At 60.5% G+C, this 16,007-nt stretch carries 12 protein-coding genes; 3 read left to right on the top strand and 9 right to left on the bottom strand.

All coding sequences use genetic code 11. The features are described from left to right. Window positions 1-5: 5 nt before the first annotated feature. The 5 genes from B8784_RS17180 to B8784_RS17160 form a co-directional block, all read right to left on the bottom strand. Entirely contained in the window at window positions 6-1,127 is a 1,122-nt protein-coding gene (locus tag B8784_RS17180; protein ID WP_084399118.1) for an ABC transporter permease, read from the bottom strand. A gap of 3 nt (window positions 1,128-1,130) precedes the next feature. After that, window positions 1,131-3,890 (bottom strand): ribosome-associated ATPase/putative transporter RbbA, encoded by a 2,760-nt coding sequence (gene rbbA / locus B8784_RS17175; protein WP_084399117.1) that lies wholly within the window; start codon window positions 3,888-3,890, stop codon window positions 1,131-1,133. A 3-nt stretch (window positions 3,891-3,893) separates the two neighbouring features. Beyond that, entirely contained in the window at window positions 3,894-4,940 is a 1,047-nt protein-coding gene (locus B8784_RS17170) for an HlyD family secretion protein (protein ID WP_084399132.1), read from the bottom strand. A gap of 70 nt (window positions 4,941-5,010) precedes the next feature. Beyond that, a complete protein-coding gene (locus B8784_RS17165; RefSeq protein WP_267889994.1) occupies window positions 5,011-6,447 on the bottom strand; it encodes an efflux transporter outer membrane subunit in 1,437 nt (478 codons plus the stop codon). A 221-nt stretch (window positions 6,448-6,668) separates the two neighbouring features. Beyond that, window positions 6,669-7,910 (bottom strand): TetR family transcriptional regulator, encoded by a 1,242-nt coding sequence (locus B8784_RS17160; RefSeq protein ID WP_084399115.1) that lies wholly within the window; start codon window positions 7,908-7,910, stop codon window positions 6,669-6,671. A gap of 243 nt (window positions 7,911-8,153) precedes the next feature. Here B8784_RS17160 and B8784_RS17155 point away from each other — a divergent pair, with 243 nt between their 5' ends. The 3 genes from B8784_RS17155 to B8784_RS17145 all read left to right on the top strand — a co-directional run bounded on the left by B8784_RS17155 (window position 8,154) and on the right by B8784_RS17145 (window position 12,504). Continuing rightward, window positions 8,154-10,703: a TonB-dependent receptor gene (locus tag B8784_RS17155; protein ID WP_084399114.1), complete on the top strand. Its 2,550-nt coding sequence runs from the start codon at window positions 8,154-8,156 to the stop codon at window positions 10,701-10,703. Window positions 10,704-10,729: 26 nt separating this feature from the next. Then, the gene (locus B8784_RS17150; RefSeq protein WP_084399113.1) at window positions 10,730-11,848 is read left to right on the top strand and encodes a tyrosine-protein phosphatase; all 1,119 of its coding nucleotides are present in this window, start codon (window positions 10,730-10,732) and stop codon (window positions 11,846-11,848) included. Between the two features lie 197 nt (window positions 11,849-12,045). Next, window positions 12,046-12,504 (top strand): Rrf2 family transcriptional regulator, encoded by a 459-nt coding sequence (locus tag B8784_RS17145; protein WP_084399112.1) that lies wholly within the window; start codon window positions 12,046-12,048, stop codon window positions 12,502-12,504. A gap of 18 nt (window positions 12,505-12,522) precedes the next feature. Here the strand turns inward: B8784_RS17145 and B8784_RS17140 are convergent, their stop codons facing one another. Genes B8784_RS17140 through B8784_RS17125 form a run of 4 tightly spaced genes read right to left on the bottom strand, consistent with a single transcriptional unit; the run spans window position 12,523 to window position 15,948 of the window. Next, on the bottom strand, window positions 12,523-13,005 hold the full coding sequence (locus B8784_RS17140; protein WP_158085730.1) for a ferritin-like domain-containing protein: 483 nt from the start codon (window positions 13,003-13,005) through the stop codon (window positions 12,523-12,525). After that, window positions 12,998-13,153, bottom strand: a complete 156-nt coding sequence (gene cydX, locus B8784_RS22255) for a cytochrome bd-I oxidase subunit CydX (protein ID WP_084399111.1) — start codon at window positions 13,151-13,153, stop codon at window positions 12,998-13,000. Before cydX ends, B8784_RS17140 begins: the two co-directional genes overlap by 8 nt. A gap of 15 nt (window positions 13,154-13,168) precedes the next feature. Beyond that, window positions 13,169-14,332: a cytochrome d ubiquinol oxidase subunit II gene (gene cydB, locus B8784_RS17130; protein ID WP_084399110.1), complete on the bottom strand. Its 1,164-nt coding sequence runs from the start codon at window positions 14,330-14,332 to the stop codon at window positions 13,169-13,171. 11 nt (window positions 14,333-14,343) lie between these two features. Next, window positions 14,344-15,948 carry a cytochrome ubiquinol oxidase subunit I gene (locus B8784_RS17125; RefSeq protein ID WP_084399109.1) on the bottom strand — a complete coding sequence of 535 codons (1,605 nt, stop codon included), beginning with the start codon at window positions 15,946-15,948 and terminating at the stop codon, window positions 14,344-14,346. Window positions 15,949-16,007: the final 59 nt, after the last annotated feature.

Below are 16,007 nucleotides of genomic sequence, written 5' to 3'. Positions count from 1 at the left end.
ACCTGTCAGGCCATGGAGCCGAGCGTTTTCTTGAAGCGGCTATGGGCAATGACGAAGAAAACGCTGCCGATTACGGTAAGGGCCAGTAGCTGTGGCCAGACGATCTCCAGCCCCGCGCCGCGGAAAAGGACGCCCTGAGACAGGGAGACGAAGTGCGTTGTAGGCGCCGCCAGCATGATGGTCTGGACAAATTCGGGCATGTTTTCGCGGGGCGTCATCCCGCCGGACAGCATGTCGAGCGGCATGATGACCAGGATCATCAGCAGACCGAATTGAGGCATCGTCCGCGCGACGGTGGCCATGAAAATCGCCATGGAGGTGACGGAGAAAAGGTGCAGCGCGGCCCCGAGAGCAAACAGCAGGGTTGAGCCGTGTATCGGCACCTGGAGCAACATCTGGACAACGACCCATAAGGAAAAGAGAGAGGCTGCCAGAACGACCAGGCCCATCGACCAGACCTTGCTCAGCATGATTTCCAGCGACGTCACAGGCATCACCAGAAGGTGCTCGACCGTGCCGTGCTCGCGTTCGCGGATAAGGGCGGCGCCGGTAAGGATGACGGCAATCATGGTGACATTATTGATGATTTCCACGATCGCCCCGAACCAACCGCCGTCCAGCGCCTGATTGAATTTTGAGCGAATGACAAGGTCGACCGGCAAAGCGTCTGCTTCATGGCCCCGCCCCAGATAGTTGCTGACTTCGGCGGAAATGATCGACTGGATATAGCCACTGCCCTCAAAGGCCTGGCTCATGCGTGTGGCATCGACGGCAAGCTGGATCGTTGGTCTGCGCCCGGCCAGCAAATCGCTCTGGAACTCGGATGGGATATAGAGCGCGAATGTATAGTCCCCTGCATCGAGCCCGGGATCCATTTCGGTTCTGGAAATCTCTATCGGCGGGGCAAAATAAGGCTCCTGAAAGAGCAGTGACAGGCGTTGGGACAAAGGCGACTGGTCTTCATCGACGACCGCCAGAACCGCATTCTGGACCGTGTCCGGCATTGCGGTGGCGGCGGTCCAGATACTGAACGTGAAAGCAAAGACGATGAAGCCGGCGAGGAAAGGGTCCAGCAGCAGGCTGCGCAGTTCCTTGATGCCCAAATGAAGGATGTTTCGCAGGCGCATCGCTCAGGTCTCCTGCTTGCGCAGTAGAAGCACGCTGATCAGGGTGATCAGGGGCGCCATGATGATGAGCGTGATGAATTCCTGCTGCAGGTCGGTAAAGCCCAGTGCCTTGGAAAAGGTCCCGCGAGCAATGGAGAGGAAGTGGCTGGTGGGATAGATTTCCCCGATAACCCGTCCGGCGCCCTGAAGCGAACTGACCGGGTCGGTCAGGCCGGAAAATTGGACCGCTGGCAGCAGGGTCAGGATCGCTGTGCCGATGATCGCTGCGATCTGGCTGCGGAGAAAAGTCGAGATGAGAAGCCCGAGCCCCGTTGAGCATGTCACATAGAGCAGCGCGCCGATATTGATCGCCAGAAAATTGCCCTCGAAACGGAGGCCGAAAATGGTCACGGCGGCAAGCCAGAGGATCACGAAGTTCAGCCAGCCAAGGACGATATAGGGCATCTGTTTGCCCATCAGGAATTCAGACCGGCGTGTCGGCGTGACATAGAAATTCGTGATCGAGCCCAGTTCCTTTTCGCGGACAATGCTCAACGACGACAGGATGGCCGGGATCATCAGCAGCAGAATGGGGATCACGGCCGGGACCATGGCGACAAGGCTTTTAACGTCGGGATTGTAGCGGAACCGGGTTTCCACATTGACGGCACTTGTCTCCATTGCCCCGCCAAGCCGCGTGCGGATGAGGTTCTGGAGCCAGTCGGCGTGAACCGCGTTCACATAGCCCAGAACCGTTTCGGCCCGCATCGGCTGGGAGCCGTCGATCCAGACTCCGATTTCGGCGCCCCGCCCGCGCTCAAGCTTTTCGGAAAATCCGGATGGGATCTCGATGGCGACGGCCAGTTCGCCCGTGCGCATGCGCTGGTCCATGTCCTCATAATCGAGGATCGCCGGATGCTCGACGAAATAGGCGGACCCGGCGAGATTGGTCTGGTAGTCGCTGCTAAGGCTGGTCTGGTCTGAGTCCAGCACGGCATAGCTCAGGCCATCCACATCCATGCTGATGCCGAAGCCCATGACAAACAGCAGGATCAGGCTGCCAACCAGGGCCATGACAGACCGGATCGGATCGTTGGCGATTTCCTGGGCCTCAAGGCGCGCATAGCTCATCATCCGGCGCGGCGAGAAGAACCGTGACGTCTGGGGCTTGGTCTCATCCGGGGCTTGCGCAAACTGGCTTGCAATCTCTTCCGCTGAGGTGGCGGTGCTGGTCTCCTTTGAGGCTTCCTCAAGAAGGGAGATGGAAGCCTTTTCCAGCGAACCACCGCCGAGGTCCGTGGCAATATCGGCCGGTTTGCCGCTCACGAGGACCCTGCCGGCATGCATGAAGGAGATGCGGTCGCAGCGCGCGCCTTCATTCATGAAGTGGGTGGATATGAAGATCGTCACGCCCTTGTTGCGGGAGAGATCGATCAGGATGCGCCAGAAGGCATCGCGCGCGATCGGATCGACGCCCGAGGTCGGCTCATCCAGGATCAGGAGATCGGGGTCGTGCAGCATGGCCACCGCGAGCGACAAGCGTTGCTTCACCCCGAGTGGCAGGCTTGCAGGCCGCTCATCGGCTTCTTCCCTCAGCCCGAACTGGTCAAGCAGGGCATCGATGCGTGCGTTCACCTGATCGTGCGGAATCCTGTAGAGGTGGGCATGCAGGTCGAGGTTCTGGCGAACCGTCAACTCCCCATAGAGCGAGAAGTGCTGGGACATGTAACCCACGCGCATCCGGCTCTCGACGGTGCTGGCCTCAACGGGCTTCCCGAAAAGCTCGGCCTTGCCCTCGCTGGCTTCGAGCAGGCCCGTCAGGACCTTCATCGTCGTGGACTTGCCGCAGCCGTTCGAGCCGAGAAAGCCGAAGATTTCGCCCTGATGGATCTCGAAGCTGACACTGTCGACTGCGGTAAAGTCGCCGAACCTCTTGCTGAGGTTTTCCGCCTGGATGGCAATCGGTTGGGATGCTTCCTCATAGGGCGGAATTTCAAGCTCTGAGGCGGCCAGGTCATCCTGACTGGCCAGGAAGCGGGAGAAGGCGGCCTCCATTGTCCGCGTCCCTGTCTGTTCAAGCAGTTCGGCGGGGCTGCCTTCAGCCATGATGCGCCCGGCATTCATGGCCCAGACCCGGTCAAACTGGGCGGCTTCATCCATATAGGCCGTCGCCACCACGACGCTCATCTGGGGCCGGCTCTGGCGGATTGTGTCGATCAGTTCCCAGAATTGGCGCCGCGACAAGGGATCGACGCCGGTGGTCGGCTCATCGAGGACCAGCAGGTCGGGTTCATGGATCAGGGCACAGCACAGGCCAAGCTTCTGCTTCATGCCCCCCGACAGCTTGCCGGCGGGACGCTTGCGGAAAGGCAGGAGCCCCGTCGCTGAGAGCAGGGTGACCATCCGCGCTTCCAGCACCTCGCCGTCATATCCGAAAAGCCGTCCGAAAAAGGCGAGGTTCTCTTCAACCGCAAGCGCCATATAGAGGCTCTTGCCTAGCCCCTGGGGCATGTAGGCGATGCGCGGACAGACCCGGCGGCGGTGTGCGGGAGCAGCCATGTTCCCGCCGAGAACGTTCAGCGTGCCATCCTGCAGGCGCCGTGCTCCGGACACCAGCGCAAGCAGGGACGACTTGCCGACCCCGTCCGGACCGATCAGGCCGATGATGCTACCTTCCTGTACATGGAAATCTACGCCGTCGAGCGCATGCGTGTCGCCATAGACCAGCGACAGGTTCTCGCCCTTTACGAGAAGCGGCGGCTCGGAGTGGCGTGCGTCATCCATGGATCAGTCTGCTTGAATGACGGGCGGCATGTCCTCGGGCCATGAGGCGGAGGGATCGAGCCGCAGATAGGCTTCGCCGGGCAGCCCGGTTTTGACCTGTTCAATATACTGCTCCAGCAATGCCGGATCGACGCGCGCCCGCACCCGGAACATGAGTTTCTGGCGTTCCTCGCGGGTTTCGACGGTCTTTGGCGTGAACTGTGCGACATCCGAAACAAAGGAAACGCTTGCCGGGACGGCGATCTGGGGTGCCGCATCAAGAACCAGATAGACCGGTGCGCCGATCGGGATCCGCCCGGCCTTCGTTTCCGGGACAAAGAAGGTCATGTAGACATCGCTGAGGTCGACGAGGGTCAGGACGACGCTGCCGGCGCCAAGGACTTCGCCCTCCCGCGCGACCAGATACTGGACTCGGCCGGACCGCGGGACATCGAGCGCGGAATCATCGATTTCGGCTGCAATGCGTTCAATCGTGGCTTTGGCGGCATCGACACTCGACTTGGCGGAGATAACTTCCGTGCGCGAAGTGTCCACGCGAGTGCGGGCGGCACTGACCTGAGCGACGGCTGCGGCGACAGCGGCCTCTGCGCTTTCCGCGCGGGCCTGGTCGTCATCCAGTTCCTGGGCCGAACTTGCTCCATCTCGAGAAAGCTCCTCAGTCCGGGCGAGCCGGGCCTTTGCCGCTTTCGCCTCGGCGCGTCTCTGTACCAGAGCGCTTTGGGCGGCGGCCAGTTCGCTCTGGCGCTGGGCAATCTGGCTTTCGGCAATCGCCACATTATTTTCCGCCTGGCGCAGCATTGCGACGGCTTCCAGGCGCTGGGCCTGGAGGGTGCGTGTGTCCATATGAGCGACGATGCTGCCGGCTTCGACAAAATCGCCTTCCTTGACGAGGATTTCCTCCAACCGTCCAGGGATGCGCGGCGCCACACGGATTTCGGTGGCTTCGAGCCGGCCATTGCCGGACAGAAAGCCCGGTGGGGTATCGTCCTGTCCGGTCAGCTGGCCGGCATAGAGCAGAAAACCAATGGCCAAAGCGATGCCGGTAAACATGGCGATGCGTCCGTTGCGCAAACCCAGCGTCTTCTTCTTCCAGAAGCTCGTCTTTTCAGTGGGAGAAGTATCAGTCACGAGCGGTCGGCGCCTCATCTACATTTGTCTCAAAACCGGGAACACCGCCCCCCAGTGCGGTGAAGATATCAACTTTTGACGCAATCAGCCCTGCGCGCGCCTCGACGAGAGCCTGCTCGGCCCGGAAACGCTCCCGCTCGGCATCGAGCACTTCGAGATAGTTCGCAGCGCCGGCCTCATAGCGCCGGTTGGCCAGCCGGGCGCGCTCTTCCAGTGCGTTCAGCGTGCGCATCTGTTCATCGATCTGCTGATCGAGCCAATATGCCGTGGCCAGGGCATCCGAAACTTCGCGGAAAGCTGACTGGATCTCTAATTCATACTCTGCAAGCGCCTGTCTGGCTTGCGATTGGGTCAGGGCAAGGTTCGCATCGCGCCGGCCTGCATCGAAGATTGGAAGATTGACGGACGGGGTGAAGGTCCAGGCCCGTGAACCCGACTCGAACAGGCTCGACAATTCCGTACTGGCAAAGCCGAACTGGCCGGTCAGGGAGACGCTTGGAAAATAGGCGGCCCTCGCCGCAGCAATGTCGGCTTCGCGGGCGCTCAGCATGTGCTCCGCGGCGCGGATGTCCGGACGTTGCAGCAGGATATCCGAACTGAGGCCCGCCGGGACGGTCTCGGCCATGGCGATGTCGGCCAGCTGCGCTTCGAAAAGGTCTTCCGGCGGAGATGTCCCGATCAACAGGGTGAGCGCGTTGCCCGCAAGGTCGCGGGCCTGCTGCAGGCTTTTCAGCTCGGTCCTGGCCTGGGAGAGAAGGGATTCTGCCAGAGTGAGGTCGATTGGTGCGGCGCTGCCGACATCGACACGCCGCGAGAGAATGCGATGGGATTCGGTGCGTGAGGCGACCGTCTTCTCGGCCAGGGCAATGCGCTCATTGAGTTCGAGGATGGTGATATAGGCGCGCATGGTATCCCCGATCAGGCCATTCATGACGCCTCGTCTTGCTTCGTCGCTGGCAAGGTATTCTTCCAGAGCCGCGCCCCGCAGATTGCGCAGCCGCCCCCACACGTCGATCTCCCAGCTCGAGGCACCCAGGCCGACCTGCCCATATTCGGTGCTTTGCCCGCTGCCGAAAGGCGACAGGCTGTCGGCGGTTCGCTGGGAAGTTCCGCTCGCGCTGGCCCCGACGGTTGGATAGCGATCCGCACTGACTAGCGCGTAGCGGGCCCGGGCCGTCTCCACGCGCTCTCGCGCAATGTCGACTTGCGGGCTGTTCTCAAGCGCCAGCTCTGCCAAGCGTTTGAGGGCAGGGTGGCTATAATATGCCTTCCAGTCGAGGTTCGGCAGGTCTTCCGTGCCATCTGCGGCATGGGCAAAGGAGGCGGGCACCGGCATTGGTCTTGGCTGGGGCTCGGGCGCAATAGCGCACGCGCTAACCTGCAAGGCTACCAGCAAAAGGCCCGCCAGTCGTAGCTTGCCAGTGCGCATATCCGATATCTCGCATACGCGCGGCAGGCCCGAGCATCTTATTCGTTTCGTTTGTGTTTGCACCATTACGCTCTCGAGGTCGGATGGGACCTTAATCGTCTGCGTGCATGGCGTCTTCCGGGGTTTCCCCTAGTTCGGCCATTTTTTCTTCGGAATGGCTCTGTTTTCGCGGCGGACCATAGAAGAGAACTGTATAGCTGACAACGTAATTGGGCCGGCACTCACGTCTCCGGCCAATAAGCGGCCAGAAAGATCTTGCACTGGTCCACCATCCATCGTTCCCGCTGTTCCAGCGGCAGGCTGAGCGATTGCTGCGAGAGCCCCGTTAGGACAAAACGGAAGATCTGCCCGTCCAGACGGTCTGCGCGCTTGCCAACCGGGTCAATTGATTGGAGCAGTGCGGTTGAAGTGCGCCCCGTCATGGCCAGCAGGCCGCCCGCCAGCGGAGCGGAGCTGGCTTGTCTCGATGTGTACAGGATGACTTCGTCCATGGCGAAGCCGCCGAAACCGCGCCGGCGCACACGCCCGAATATGGCGGGAAGGACGGTCTCGCATAGTGATGTTACCGAGTTGTGCGCTGTGAGGGCGTGCGAGGATTCTTTGGTGACTGTGTCGTAAATGCGCTGGAAAGCGCGAAGCATGATTTCGTCGAGTGAGCCAAAATGATGTGTCATCGATGACAGCGAAATGCCGGATTCCCTGGCTATCAGCCTGTGGGTGAGGGAGTCGGGGCCGTGTGAGAGAATGAGTTTAACCGCCGCGTCGATTATGCGGTCGGGTGTTGCTGTTCGGGCTTCTGGCTCCTCATCCTGGGTCTCCAGGCCACTGTGCTCAAGTGCGGCCCGGGCCGCACTGTCGCCCGGAGTGGACAGAGGCCTGTGATTTATACGGTCGCACAGGCGCAGGAGAATGTCATTCATCCATGCCTTCATGCGCAGGTCGCTCCCTGCCAGAAGGCCGATCCGGACCGCTCCGTTGAGCACGCCGGCGAAAGATGGCGCGAGGGCGGTGTCGAGGCCGATGCCCGCGAACCGGGCGGCCCAGAAGTCCGTGGCAAACACATGCCAGTCGGACATGACCGATTTCAGGGCTGTGTCCCGTTCTGCCGTGGTTTGGCCGATCCAGCCCACCAGGGCTGTCCTTGTCTGACTTGCGATCTCATCCTGAGCGATTGTCAGGGCAAGCGAGGTCAGGTCGGGCCGAGACAGGGTGAGGTCGGAAAGGGCTGCTTCCCGCCATTGCCAATTCGATTGCTCGCGCACTTTCGCATATTCGAAGACTTTCGCGAGAAGCTTGTTCCGGGACCCGTACCGATAGGTCAGCAGCGACGGGCTGATGCCTGCGCTTTGGGCGAGGCTGCGCAGGCTCAGCCCCTTAAGGCCAGAACTCTCAATCTGCGCAATCGCCTGGGAAAGCAGGAGGCCTTCATCATCCGGGTCGGGGTGTTGCGTCGATTGGTACATTTAAACAATCTTGTGTCTGAATATATGATTTTCAGACTTTGTCCGGAATCTGTTTCCACTTCAAGGATTTGCGCAGCGCACCGTTTGTGAATTTCGCCTATAAAAGGAAAATGGATTAGGCATCTTTGACATTTTTATTGCGGTGCGTCACAAAATGGACGTGAAAAATTCATCGAATCTTGTTTTGGTACAAATGTTCAGTACTGCTACTTGCCGCCTCGCTAACCGAGAGGGGATCGAGGCATGTTCAACACTTCATACAAGACCACACTGCTTGCCGGGGCCGCGTTGATGGCTGCTGCCCCCGCGCTTGCACAGGAGAGCGACGAAGCGCGTCAGGAGGTCGTGGTGGTCACGGCCTCTCCGATCCGTGACAGCCAGCAGGCAGCCATCCAGGCGAAGCGGGATGCCGACAATGTTGTCGACATCATCGCGGCCGACACGATCGGACGTTTCCCCGACCAGACGCTGGCCGCAGCGCTTACACGCGTGCCGGGCCTTGCCGTCGAGGGCGACCAGGGCGAAGCGCGTTTCGTCAACTTCCGCGGCGGGCGTTTCCGCTACACGACCATTTCTTTCGACGGTGTGGATGTACTCGGTGCAGAAAATGGACGCATTCCGCGGTTCGACTCCATCCCGGCGGTCATCACCAGTTCGATCGAGGCCAACAAGGCCGTGACGCCCGACACACCCGGTGCCCCTGTGCTCGGCCATATCAACATCAAGACGTTCAGCCCCTTCGCCAAGGAGGGCTTTGGCTTCTCCGCAACGGCTGGGGCCGGCAAGCGGGACCTCAACGATGCCGAGACCCAGCGCTATGCCTTACGGGCCTCCTGGTCGAATGACCGGTTCGGCGTCCTTGCTTTCGGGACGCTCGACAAGCGCGACCGGAATGTCGACAATCGCGAATTCGAGCCGGTCGATACCAATGGCGACGGTACGCTCGATAGCCTCCAGAACCTGGATTATCGCCAGTATGGCGGCTATCGCGAGAACCAGTCCTATGGGGCCAAGGCGGAGTACCGCCCGGCCGATGGCCCTATCGACAGGGTCTTTGCCTCCAGCATCTTCTATGAGTTCGCCGACGAGGAGGAGCGCAACCAGTTCGATTTCGATTTCGCACCGGTGGCGCTTGGCTCGGCCGGCCGCCTCGACGGTGTCGAGGTCACGCGGATGCTCGAGCAGGGCCGGTATGAGACTTCGACCTTTACCAACACAATCGGGCTCGATCTCGACACCGATGGCTGGAGGGTTACGCCGCGGGTGAACTACACCGAGACGGAAAACCTCCTGAAGCTGCCGCTGATACAGACGATGAACTTCGTTCCGATTTCGGCCGATTACGACATTTCCGATATCGATAATCCGATCCTTACGCCGTATGCCCCTGGTACGAGTACGCCAGTCGACATCAACAGCCTGTCACCCAATCTCAGCCTGCTGATCGACATCTACAACAAGTTCGAAACGGATTCGACGAAGGCCATGATCGATATCGAGCGGTCGTTTGACCGGTTCGACACCACCTTCAAGGCCGGGTTCAGTTACGACATGCGAGAGGCGGACGGCGGCAATGCTCAGGTGGTAACTGTCGGCTTGCCGGTTGATGTGAATGCCTACGCCACAGACGGGCGCTGGGACGCGGATCTCACCAATTCCATTGGCGGTGTCTATTACCGGAATGAAGCCCTGCGCGGCGACCTTTATGATGCCTTCCGGGCCGCCGATCCCTCTTTCTCGACGACGCCGGACTTCCAGCCGGAAGAAATCGTCAGCATCGAGGAAGACATTCTTGCTGCCTATGCCATGGCGACGAGCGCATTCGACTGGGGCAATATCGTCTATGGGGTCCGGCTGGAATCGACGGACTTCTCAACGATTGGCAACCAGGTCGTCGATGGTGTCGCCCAGAGCATCAATGCGTCCAAGGACTACACCAATCTCCTGCCCAGTGTTCATTTCAATTTTGACCTGCGGGACGATCTGAAACTTCGCCTGTCGGCGACAAGCGGCATCAGCCGGCCGACCTATAGCGAGGCCCGGGCATCCCAATCGGTTGATCCGACAACGCCGTCCATTTCAGGGGGAAATCCAGACCTCGACGCTGAAGAGTCCTACGGCTTTGATGCCTCGCTGGAGTGGTATTTTGACGAAGCCAGCATCGCCTCTGTCGGGGCCTTCTACCGTACGATCGACAATGTCATCTATCCGGGCGGCGCTATGGTCGACGGGTCTGACTATGCGCCGGGCGTCTTCGCGCCGGGCGAGATGGTCTCCTACGATACCTTCCTCAATGGTGAGGATGGTGAGCTCTCGGGCGTCGAGTTCAATCTCATCTATTCTGCGGCCAACTTCTTGCCCTCTCCCTTCGATGGCTTCGGCGTATCCGGCAATCTGACGCTGCTCGACAGCGAGTTCTTTGCGCCTGAAGTCGGGACGAATGGGACCACCGCCCCGATCCCGGGGACGTCAGACCTGATCTACAACGCCTCGCTCTTCTACGAGAAGTACGGCCTGTCGGCCCGCCTTTCCTATCAGTGGCGCGATGCCTGGCTGTCGACGACCGAAAGCGGCCCGAACCTCAATCAGTACTGGGACGAGACTGAACGGCTCGACGCCAAGGTGCAGTATGAGCTGCCTTATGAACTCGGCGGGGCGAGCACGGTCGTCTTCTTCGAAGCCAACAACCTGACCGACTACCAGGACCGCCGCTACATCGAGACGGCTCGCACGATCGACCAGATCGAATCCTACGGCCGCGCCTACATGGTCGGCCTGAGCGTCGGCTACTGAGAATCCAGAAAAAGGGAGACAGAACCATGTCCATTCAGAAACACGTGTCGGCGGTATCGCTCGCAGCGATCATGGCCTGCGGCCTCGCCTCAGCCGACGAGGCCGGAAAGATAGAGGCCGCTGGCGTAACAGACATCGCCGTCAGCCTCGATATGGAGAGCAAGGTCTACTCGATCAGCTGGCCAAGCTCCTTGGGAGAAGTGGCCCGGATTGAAGTGGCCATGGATGAGGAGACGATGCCCGGCAATGGCAAGATCATAGCCGAAGACCTGTCGGCCTCATCAGTGACCTGGGCGGCAGACACGCTGGAGGAACGTCACTACTTCCTGATCGTGCCGGAGGAGGGCGAGGCCGTCAGAACGGCTCTGCGCCTGCTCCCGCTCGAAGGGGGGCGGAACTTCCGTGATCTTGGCGGCTACAAGACCGAAGACGGCCGCACGGTGAAGTGGGGCAAGCTCTATCGCTCGGGCGTCATGGATGGGCTGACCGATGAGGATTATGACTATCTCTCGGGTCTCGGCATTCAGGTTATCTGCGATCTTCGCACCGCCCGGGAGCGCGCCGAAGAGCCAACCGACTGGCAGGCCGGACAGGTCGAATACCTGACCTTTCCAGACCCGGAAGAAGATGACTCGATGAGCCTTATGACGGTCTTCCAGGATCCGGAGGTTACGCCAGAGAAGGTCAGCCAGGCCATGGCGGGCGCCTATGCCGACATCGCGCAGGACCAGGTGCCGGCCTATCGCGAGATGTTCGACCGTCTCGCCGCCGGCGAAGTGCCGCTGGCTTTCAATTGCTCAGCGGGCAAGGACCGGACCGGTATCGGGGCCGCGCTCCTGCTCACGGCGCTGGGTGTGCCGCGTGAAACCGTCGTTGCGGATTATGCTCTGTCGGAGATCTATGTCGATTACATGGAAGAGTTCGCCGGCGACGAAGCCGCCCTCGACGAGGACAGCCCGTACGCCTTCCTGGCAAAGTTGCCGCCGGAAATGGTTGCTCCGCTGATGCGTTCCGACCCGCTTTATATTGAGACGGCTCTGTTGGATATGGAGGAGGAGTATGGTTCGGTCCTGGCTTTCCTGCATGAGGAGGTCGAGGTTACAGACGAAGAGCTGGAAGCCATTCGCGCGCAGCTTCTTCACTAGCTGTCTGCGGTCATCCTCACGGCTTAATGGACCCGCGCCGGAAAACGTCCGGCGCGGGTAATTGAGTATGTAGTGCTGTCGTCTCTAAGCAAGTCTTGCTCTTGTGATCAAAAAAGTATTATTTGAGATACTTCTTTCACTGGACAGGCTGGAAATGGACCAGAAAGCCTGCGATTGCGCAGAGGACGTGAACGCAAATGCGGCTGACCGCCTATACCAATTACGCCCTCAGGATCCTGATGTATTGCGCCTTGCATGGAGGTCAGTTGGTTCGGGTCCAGGACGTTGCCGATGCTCATGGTATTTCTCGTGCGCACCTTCTGAAAGCTGCGCGCGAGCTTGGCCAGCTCGGCTATCTTGAAAATGTACGCGGGCGCGCTGGCGGTATCCGTCTGGCAAAGGGTGCGGAGACAATTACGGTCGGCGAGATTGTTCGCCACACCGAGGACCTCAGCGAATTTGTCGAATGCTTCAACGATTCGACCAATACCTGCCCCCTGGCCGGGGCGTGCGGCCTGACGGGCGTATTCAGCCGGGGCCTGAAGGCCTTCTTTGCCGAGCTTGATACAGTCCGATTGTCAGACCTTGTGCGCCATCCCGGGCCCCTGCTCGAGCGCCTGTCTGCGCCGGGGCCAAGCGTTCCTGCCGGGGCTTGACGGCATTCAAACCGCTTTTCAGTGGTGCGACCCGCAAGGCCGGCGGCCCGGCGCACCGCGCTCTGCGCAGCGCCGGAAAGCGGCAAGGTGATTGTGCGCCGACGCGTCCCGAAGCCGCTGGAAGACATGGGCAATATCCGGATACGCTGCCACGGCAGGCAGCAGTGTCTCGTCAAACAGGCGGATATTCTCGATTTCCGCCTGCACACCGATCTCGCACAGGGCTTCGAACGGTGCCGTAAGAGCGCTTTCCTCAGGCAGGGTTTCGTCCGTCGGCGGCGTCAGCCCGTAGCGCTCATAGATCCGCAGCAGCGCCGCGATATGACGCGCTTCGGCGTTGACGATATTGGCAAAGGGGCGGGCGCCTTCGAACCGGTCGAGGATCGCCGAATAGGTTTCGAAGGCGCGCCGCTCATCCTCCAGCGCAAGACCAAGCGCATGGACGACGCTTTCGGGCAGTGAGCCAGTTGGCTCACCTTGGGACTGTTTGTCCTCAGCCATGGCGAACTGACTCAGCCTCGGACGTTTCCGGTTCGCAGTCGACGTCATCGCAGGCGATGGCCTCGTCGGAGAACTCATTCCAGAGCGCATTGAGAATGGCGAAGGTGAGGGCCAGGCCGAGGCCGAGGATCCAGGCAAAATACCACATCCGAAAATTCCTTTCCTAATAGGCGTGCTCGCCCTTGGCGCCAGTGGCTTCTTCCGTCGTCACCCGGCCCCACAGCACCTTGTAGACCCAGGCAGTGTAGAACAGGATGATCGGAACGAAGATGACGGCCATGATCAGCATGAAGAACAGCGTGAAGTGGCTGGATGAGCTGTCCCACACGGTCAGGCTGGAGGCAGGATCGATCGAGCTTGGCAGGATGAACGGAAACATCGAGGCGCCGACCGAGAGAATGATCCCGGTGATCGCTGTTGCCGATCCGACCATGGCAAGCGCGCTCTTCCTGCGAAAGCCGGCAAAGGCGATCAGCGAGCCCGCCAGGCCGAGCACAGGAGCGATGATCATCCACGGGTAGCGGGCATAGTTGGCAAGCCAGGCCCCATTCGCGATCTCGGCCTCTTTGCGCAGGGGGTTGGGCAGCATGTTCCCATCGACACTTCCTGTCATCCGGTAACCATCGACCATGACAAGGAGCAGCACGCCACCGAGCGCGAACAGGATGAAGCTCGCCAGCGCGGCATAGGTACCGACCGAAGCAGCCCGGTCGCGCACTATGCCCAGCTCCAGCTTGACTACCAGCCAGCCAGCGCCGTGGGTGATGAGCATTGCTACCGAAACAAGGCCGGCCAGCAGGGCGAAGGGGCTGAGCAGGTTGAGGAAGCCGGTGATGAGCCCGCCCTCATAGCTCATGCGCATCGTATCATCGAGGCTGAAGGGAATGCCGAGCATGGCGTTTCCGACGGCCACCCCGAAGATCAGCGCCGGGACAAATCCGCCAATGAAGAGCGCCCAGTCCCAGCGCGAGCGCCAGGCGGGGTTTTCGAGCTTCGAGCGATATTTGAACCCGACCGGGCGAAGGATCAGCGCCGCGAGCACCACAAACATCGCAATGTAGAAGCCGGAAAAGCTGACCGCATAGACCAGAGGCCAAGCGGCGAAGATGGCACCGCCGCCCAGAATGAACCAGACCTGGTGGCCTTCCCACATAGGGCCGATCGAGTTGATGACGAGGCGGCGTTCTTCATCTTTCCTGGCGACGAAGGGCAGGAGCGATGCGACGCCGAGATCGTAGCCATCGGTCAGGGCAAAGCCGAGCAGAAGGATGCCGAGCAGGCCCCACCAGATGACCTTGAGCGTTGCAAAATCGAGAAAAAGTTCCATCGGTCCGGTTCCTATTTGTCGTAGGGGTCAGCATGCGGTGTGGCGGGGCGGCTGATGCCGATGGCATCGGAAATGCCGCCGCCCCCCAGCGGGACGACAGGGCCGCCACTCGGTCCGAGACGGATCGCGCGGAGCATGAGCCGCATCTCGATGATGAGCAGCACACCATAAAGCGCGGTGAAGCCGACCATGGTGGTGATGACGTGTCCGGCCGATACGCTCGAGACGCCGAGATGGGTGGGCAGGACGCCGTCAATGATCCAGGGCTGGCGCCCCACTTCAGCGACGAGCCAACCGAATTCGGCAGCGAGCCAGGGCAGGGGCGCGGCCAGGACGGCGATGTGCAGATACCATCTCGGCAGGTTCCGCTTCAGGTTCATGAAGTAGAAGCCGGCAGCGAAGATCGCGAGGTAAAGAAAGCCGATCCCGACCATGAAGCGGAAGCCCCAGAAGGTCAGCGCCACATTCGGCACAAGATCGTCAGCTGCGGCATTGATCTGGTCTTCAGTGGCCTGGCGGGGATCGTCGACATACCGCATCAGCAGGAGGCCGTGCCCCAGGTCTTCCCGTGTCGCGGCGAAGGCTTCCTGGGCGGCGGCATCCTCGGGATTGGCGCGGATGCGCTGCAGGGCGTCGTAAGCGGCGACGCCATTGACGATCCGCTTGCGGGCTTCGGCGATGAGGTCGTTGATGCCGGAAACCTCTTCGTCCAGAGAGCGCGTTGCGATGAGGCCAAGCACATAAGGGACTTCAAGCGCGAAGTGTGTTTCCCGGTCCTCGCGATCGGGAATCCCGACAACCGTGAAAGAGGCCGGGGCTTCTTCGGTTTCCCACATCGCCTCGATGGCAGCGAGTTTGAACTTCTGGCTTTCGCCGGCGACGTAGCCGCTCTCATCCCCGAGCACGATAACGGAGGATGCCGACAGCACGCCGAAAGCCGAAGCGACCATGATGGAGCGCTTGGCAAGACCGACATGGCGCCCGCGCAGGAGGTACCAGGCCGAGATGGCGAGCACGAAAGCCGCTGCGGTGACGTAGCCAGCCGAGACGGTATGAACGAATTTCGCCTGTGCGACCGGATTAAACAGCACTTCCATGAAGTTGGTCACTTCCATGCGCATCGTCTCGGGATTGAATTCCGAGCCGACCGGGTTTTGCATCCAGCCATTGGCGATCAGGATCCAGAGCGCGGACAGGTTCGAACCGAGGGCCACAAAACAGGTCACCATCCAGTGTGCCGGACGGGAGAGTTTGTCCCAGCCAAAGAACATCAGGCCGACAAAGGTGGCTTCCAGGAAAAAGGCCATGAGACCTTCAATGGCGAGCGGCGCGCCGAAAATGTCGCCGACATAATGAGAATAATAAGCCCAGTTCGTCCCGAACTGGAATTCCATGGTGATCCCGGTGGCGACCCCGAGCACGAAATTGATGCCGAACAGCGTCGCCCAGAATTTCGTGATTTTCTTCCAGACTTCCTTGCGCGTCATCACATAGGCGCCCTCGGTGATGACGAGGATCATGGAGAGGCCGAGGGTCAACGGCACGAACAGGAAGTGATACATGGCTGTCAGCGCGAATTGCCAGCGCGACAGGTCCGCTACGAGAAGGTCAGGCATGTGCAGTCTCCGGGTCAGCCTTGTTCGCAAAGGGTCGCGTGTTTCGGTAAACCTCGATT

This window comes from Henriciella aquimarina, assembly GCF_002088975.1.
Taxonomy (GTDB): Bacteria; Pseudomonadota; Alphaproteobacteria; order Caulobacterales; family Hyphomonadaceae; genus Henriciella; species Henriciella aquimarina.
This window is presented reverse-complemented; position numbering and strand designations above follow the sequence as displayed.

Bases quoted from the DNA above. Each gene is read 5' to 3' on its own strand.
- B8784_RS17180 (WP_084399118.1), bottom strand. From the start codon at position 1,127: ATGCGCCTGCGAAACATCCTTCATTTGGGCATCAAGGAACTGCGCAGC.
- rbbA (WP_084399117.1), bottom strand. From the start codon at position 3,890: ATGGATGACGCACGCCACTCCGAGCCGCCGCTTCTCGTAAAGGGCGAG.
- B8784_RS17170 (WP_084399132.1), bottom strand. From the start codon at position 4,940: ATGTTTACCGGCATCGCTTTGGCCATTGGTTTTCTGCTCTATGCCGGC.
- B8784_RS17165 (WP_267889994.1), bottom strand. From the start codon at position 6,447: ATGCGCACTGGCAAGCTACGACTGGCGGGCCTTTTGCTGGTAGCCTTG.
- B8784_RS17160 (WP_084399115.1), bottom strand. From the start codon at position 7,910: ATGTACCAATCGACGCAACACCCCGACCCGGATGATGAAGGCCTCCTG.
- B8784_RS17155 (WP_084399114.1), top strand. From the start codon at position 8,154: ATGTTCAACACTTCATACAAGACCACACTGCTTGCCGGGGCCGCGTTG.
- B8784_RS17150 (WP_084399113.1), top strand. From the start codon at position 10,730: ATGTCCATTCAGAAACACGTGTCGGCGGTATCGCTCGCAGCGATCATG.
- B8784_RS17145 (WP_084399112.1), top strand. From the start codon at position 12,046: ATGCGGCTGACCGCCTATACCAATTACGCCCTCAGGATCCTGATGTAT.
- B8784_RS17140 (WP_158085730.1), bottom strand. From the start codon at position 13,005: ATGGCTGAGGACAAACAGTCCCAAGGTGAGCCAACTGGCTCACTGCCC.
- cydX (WP_084399111.1), bottom strand. From the start codon at position 13,153: ATGTGGTATTTTGCCTGGATCCTCGGCCTCGGCCTGGCCCTCACCTTC.
- cydB (WP_084399110.1), bottom strand. From the start codon at position 14,332: ATGGAACTTTTTCTCGATTTTGCAACGCTCAAGGTCATCTGGTGGGGC.
- B8784_RS17125 (WP_084399109.1), bottom strand. From the start codon at position 15,948: ATGCCTGACCTTCTCGTAGCGGACCTGTCGCGCTGGCAATTCGCGCTG.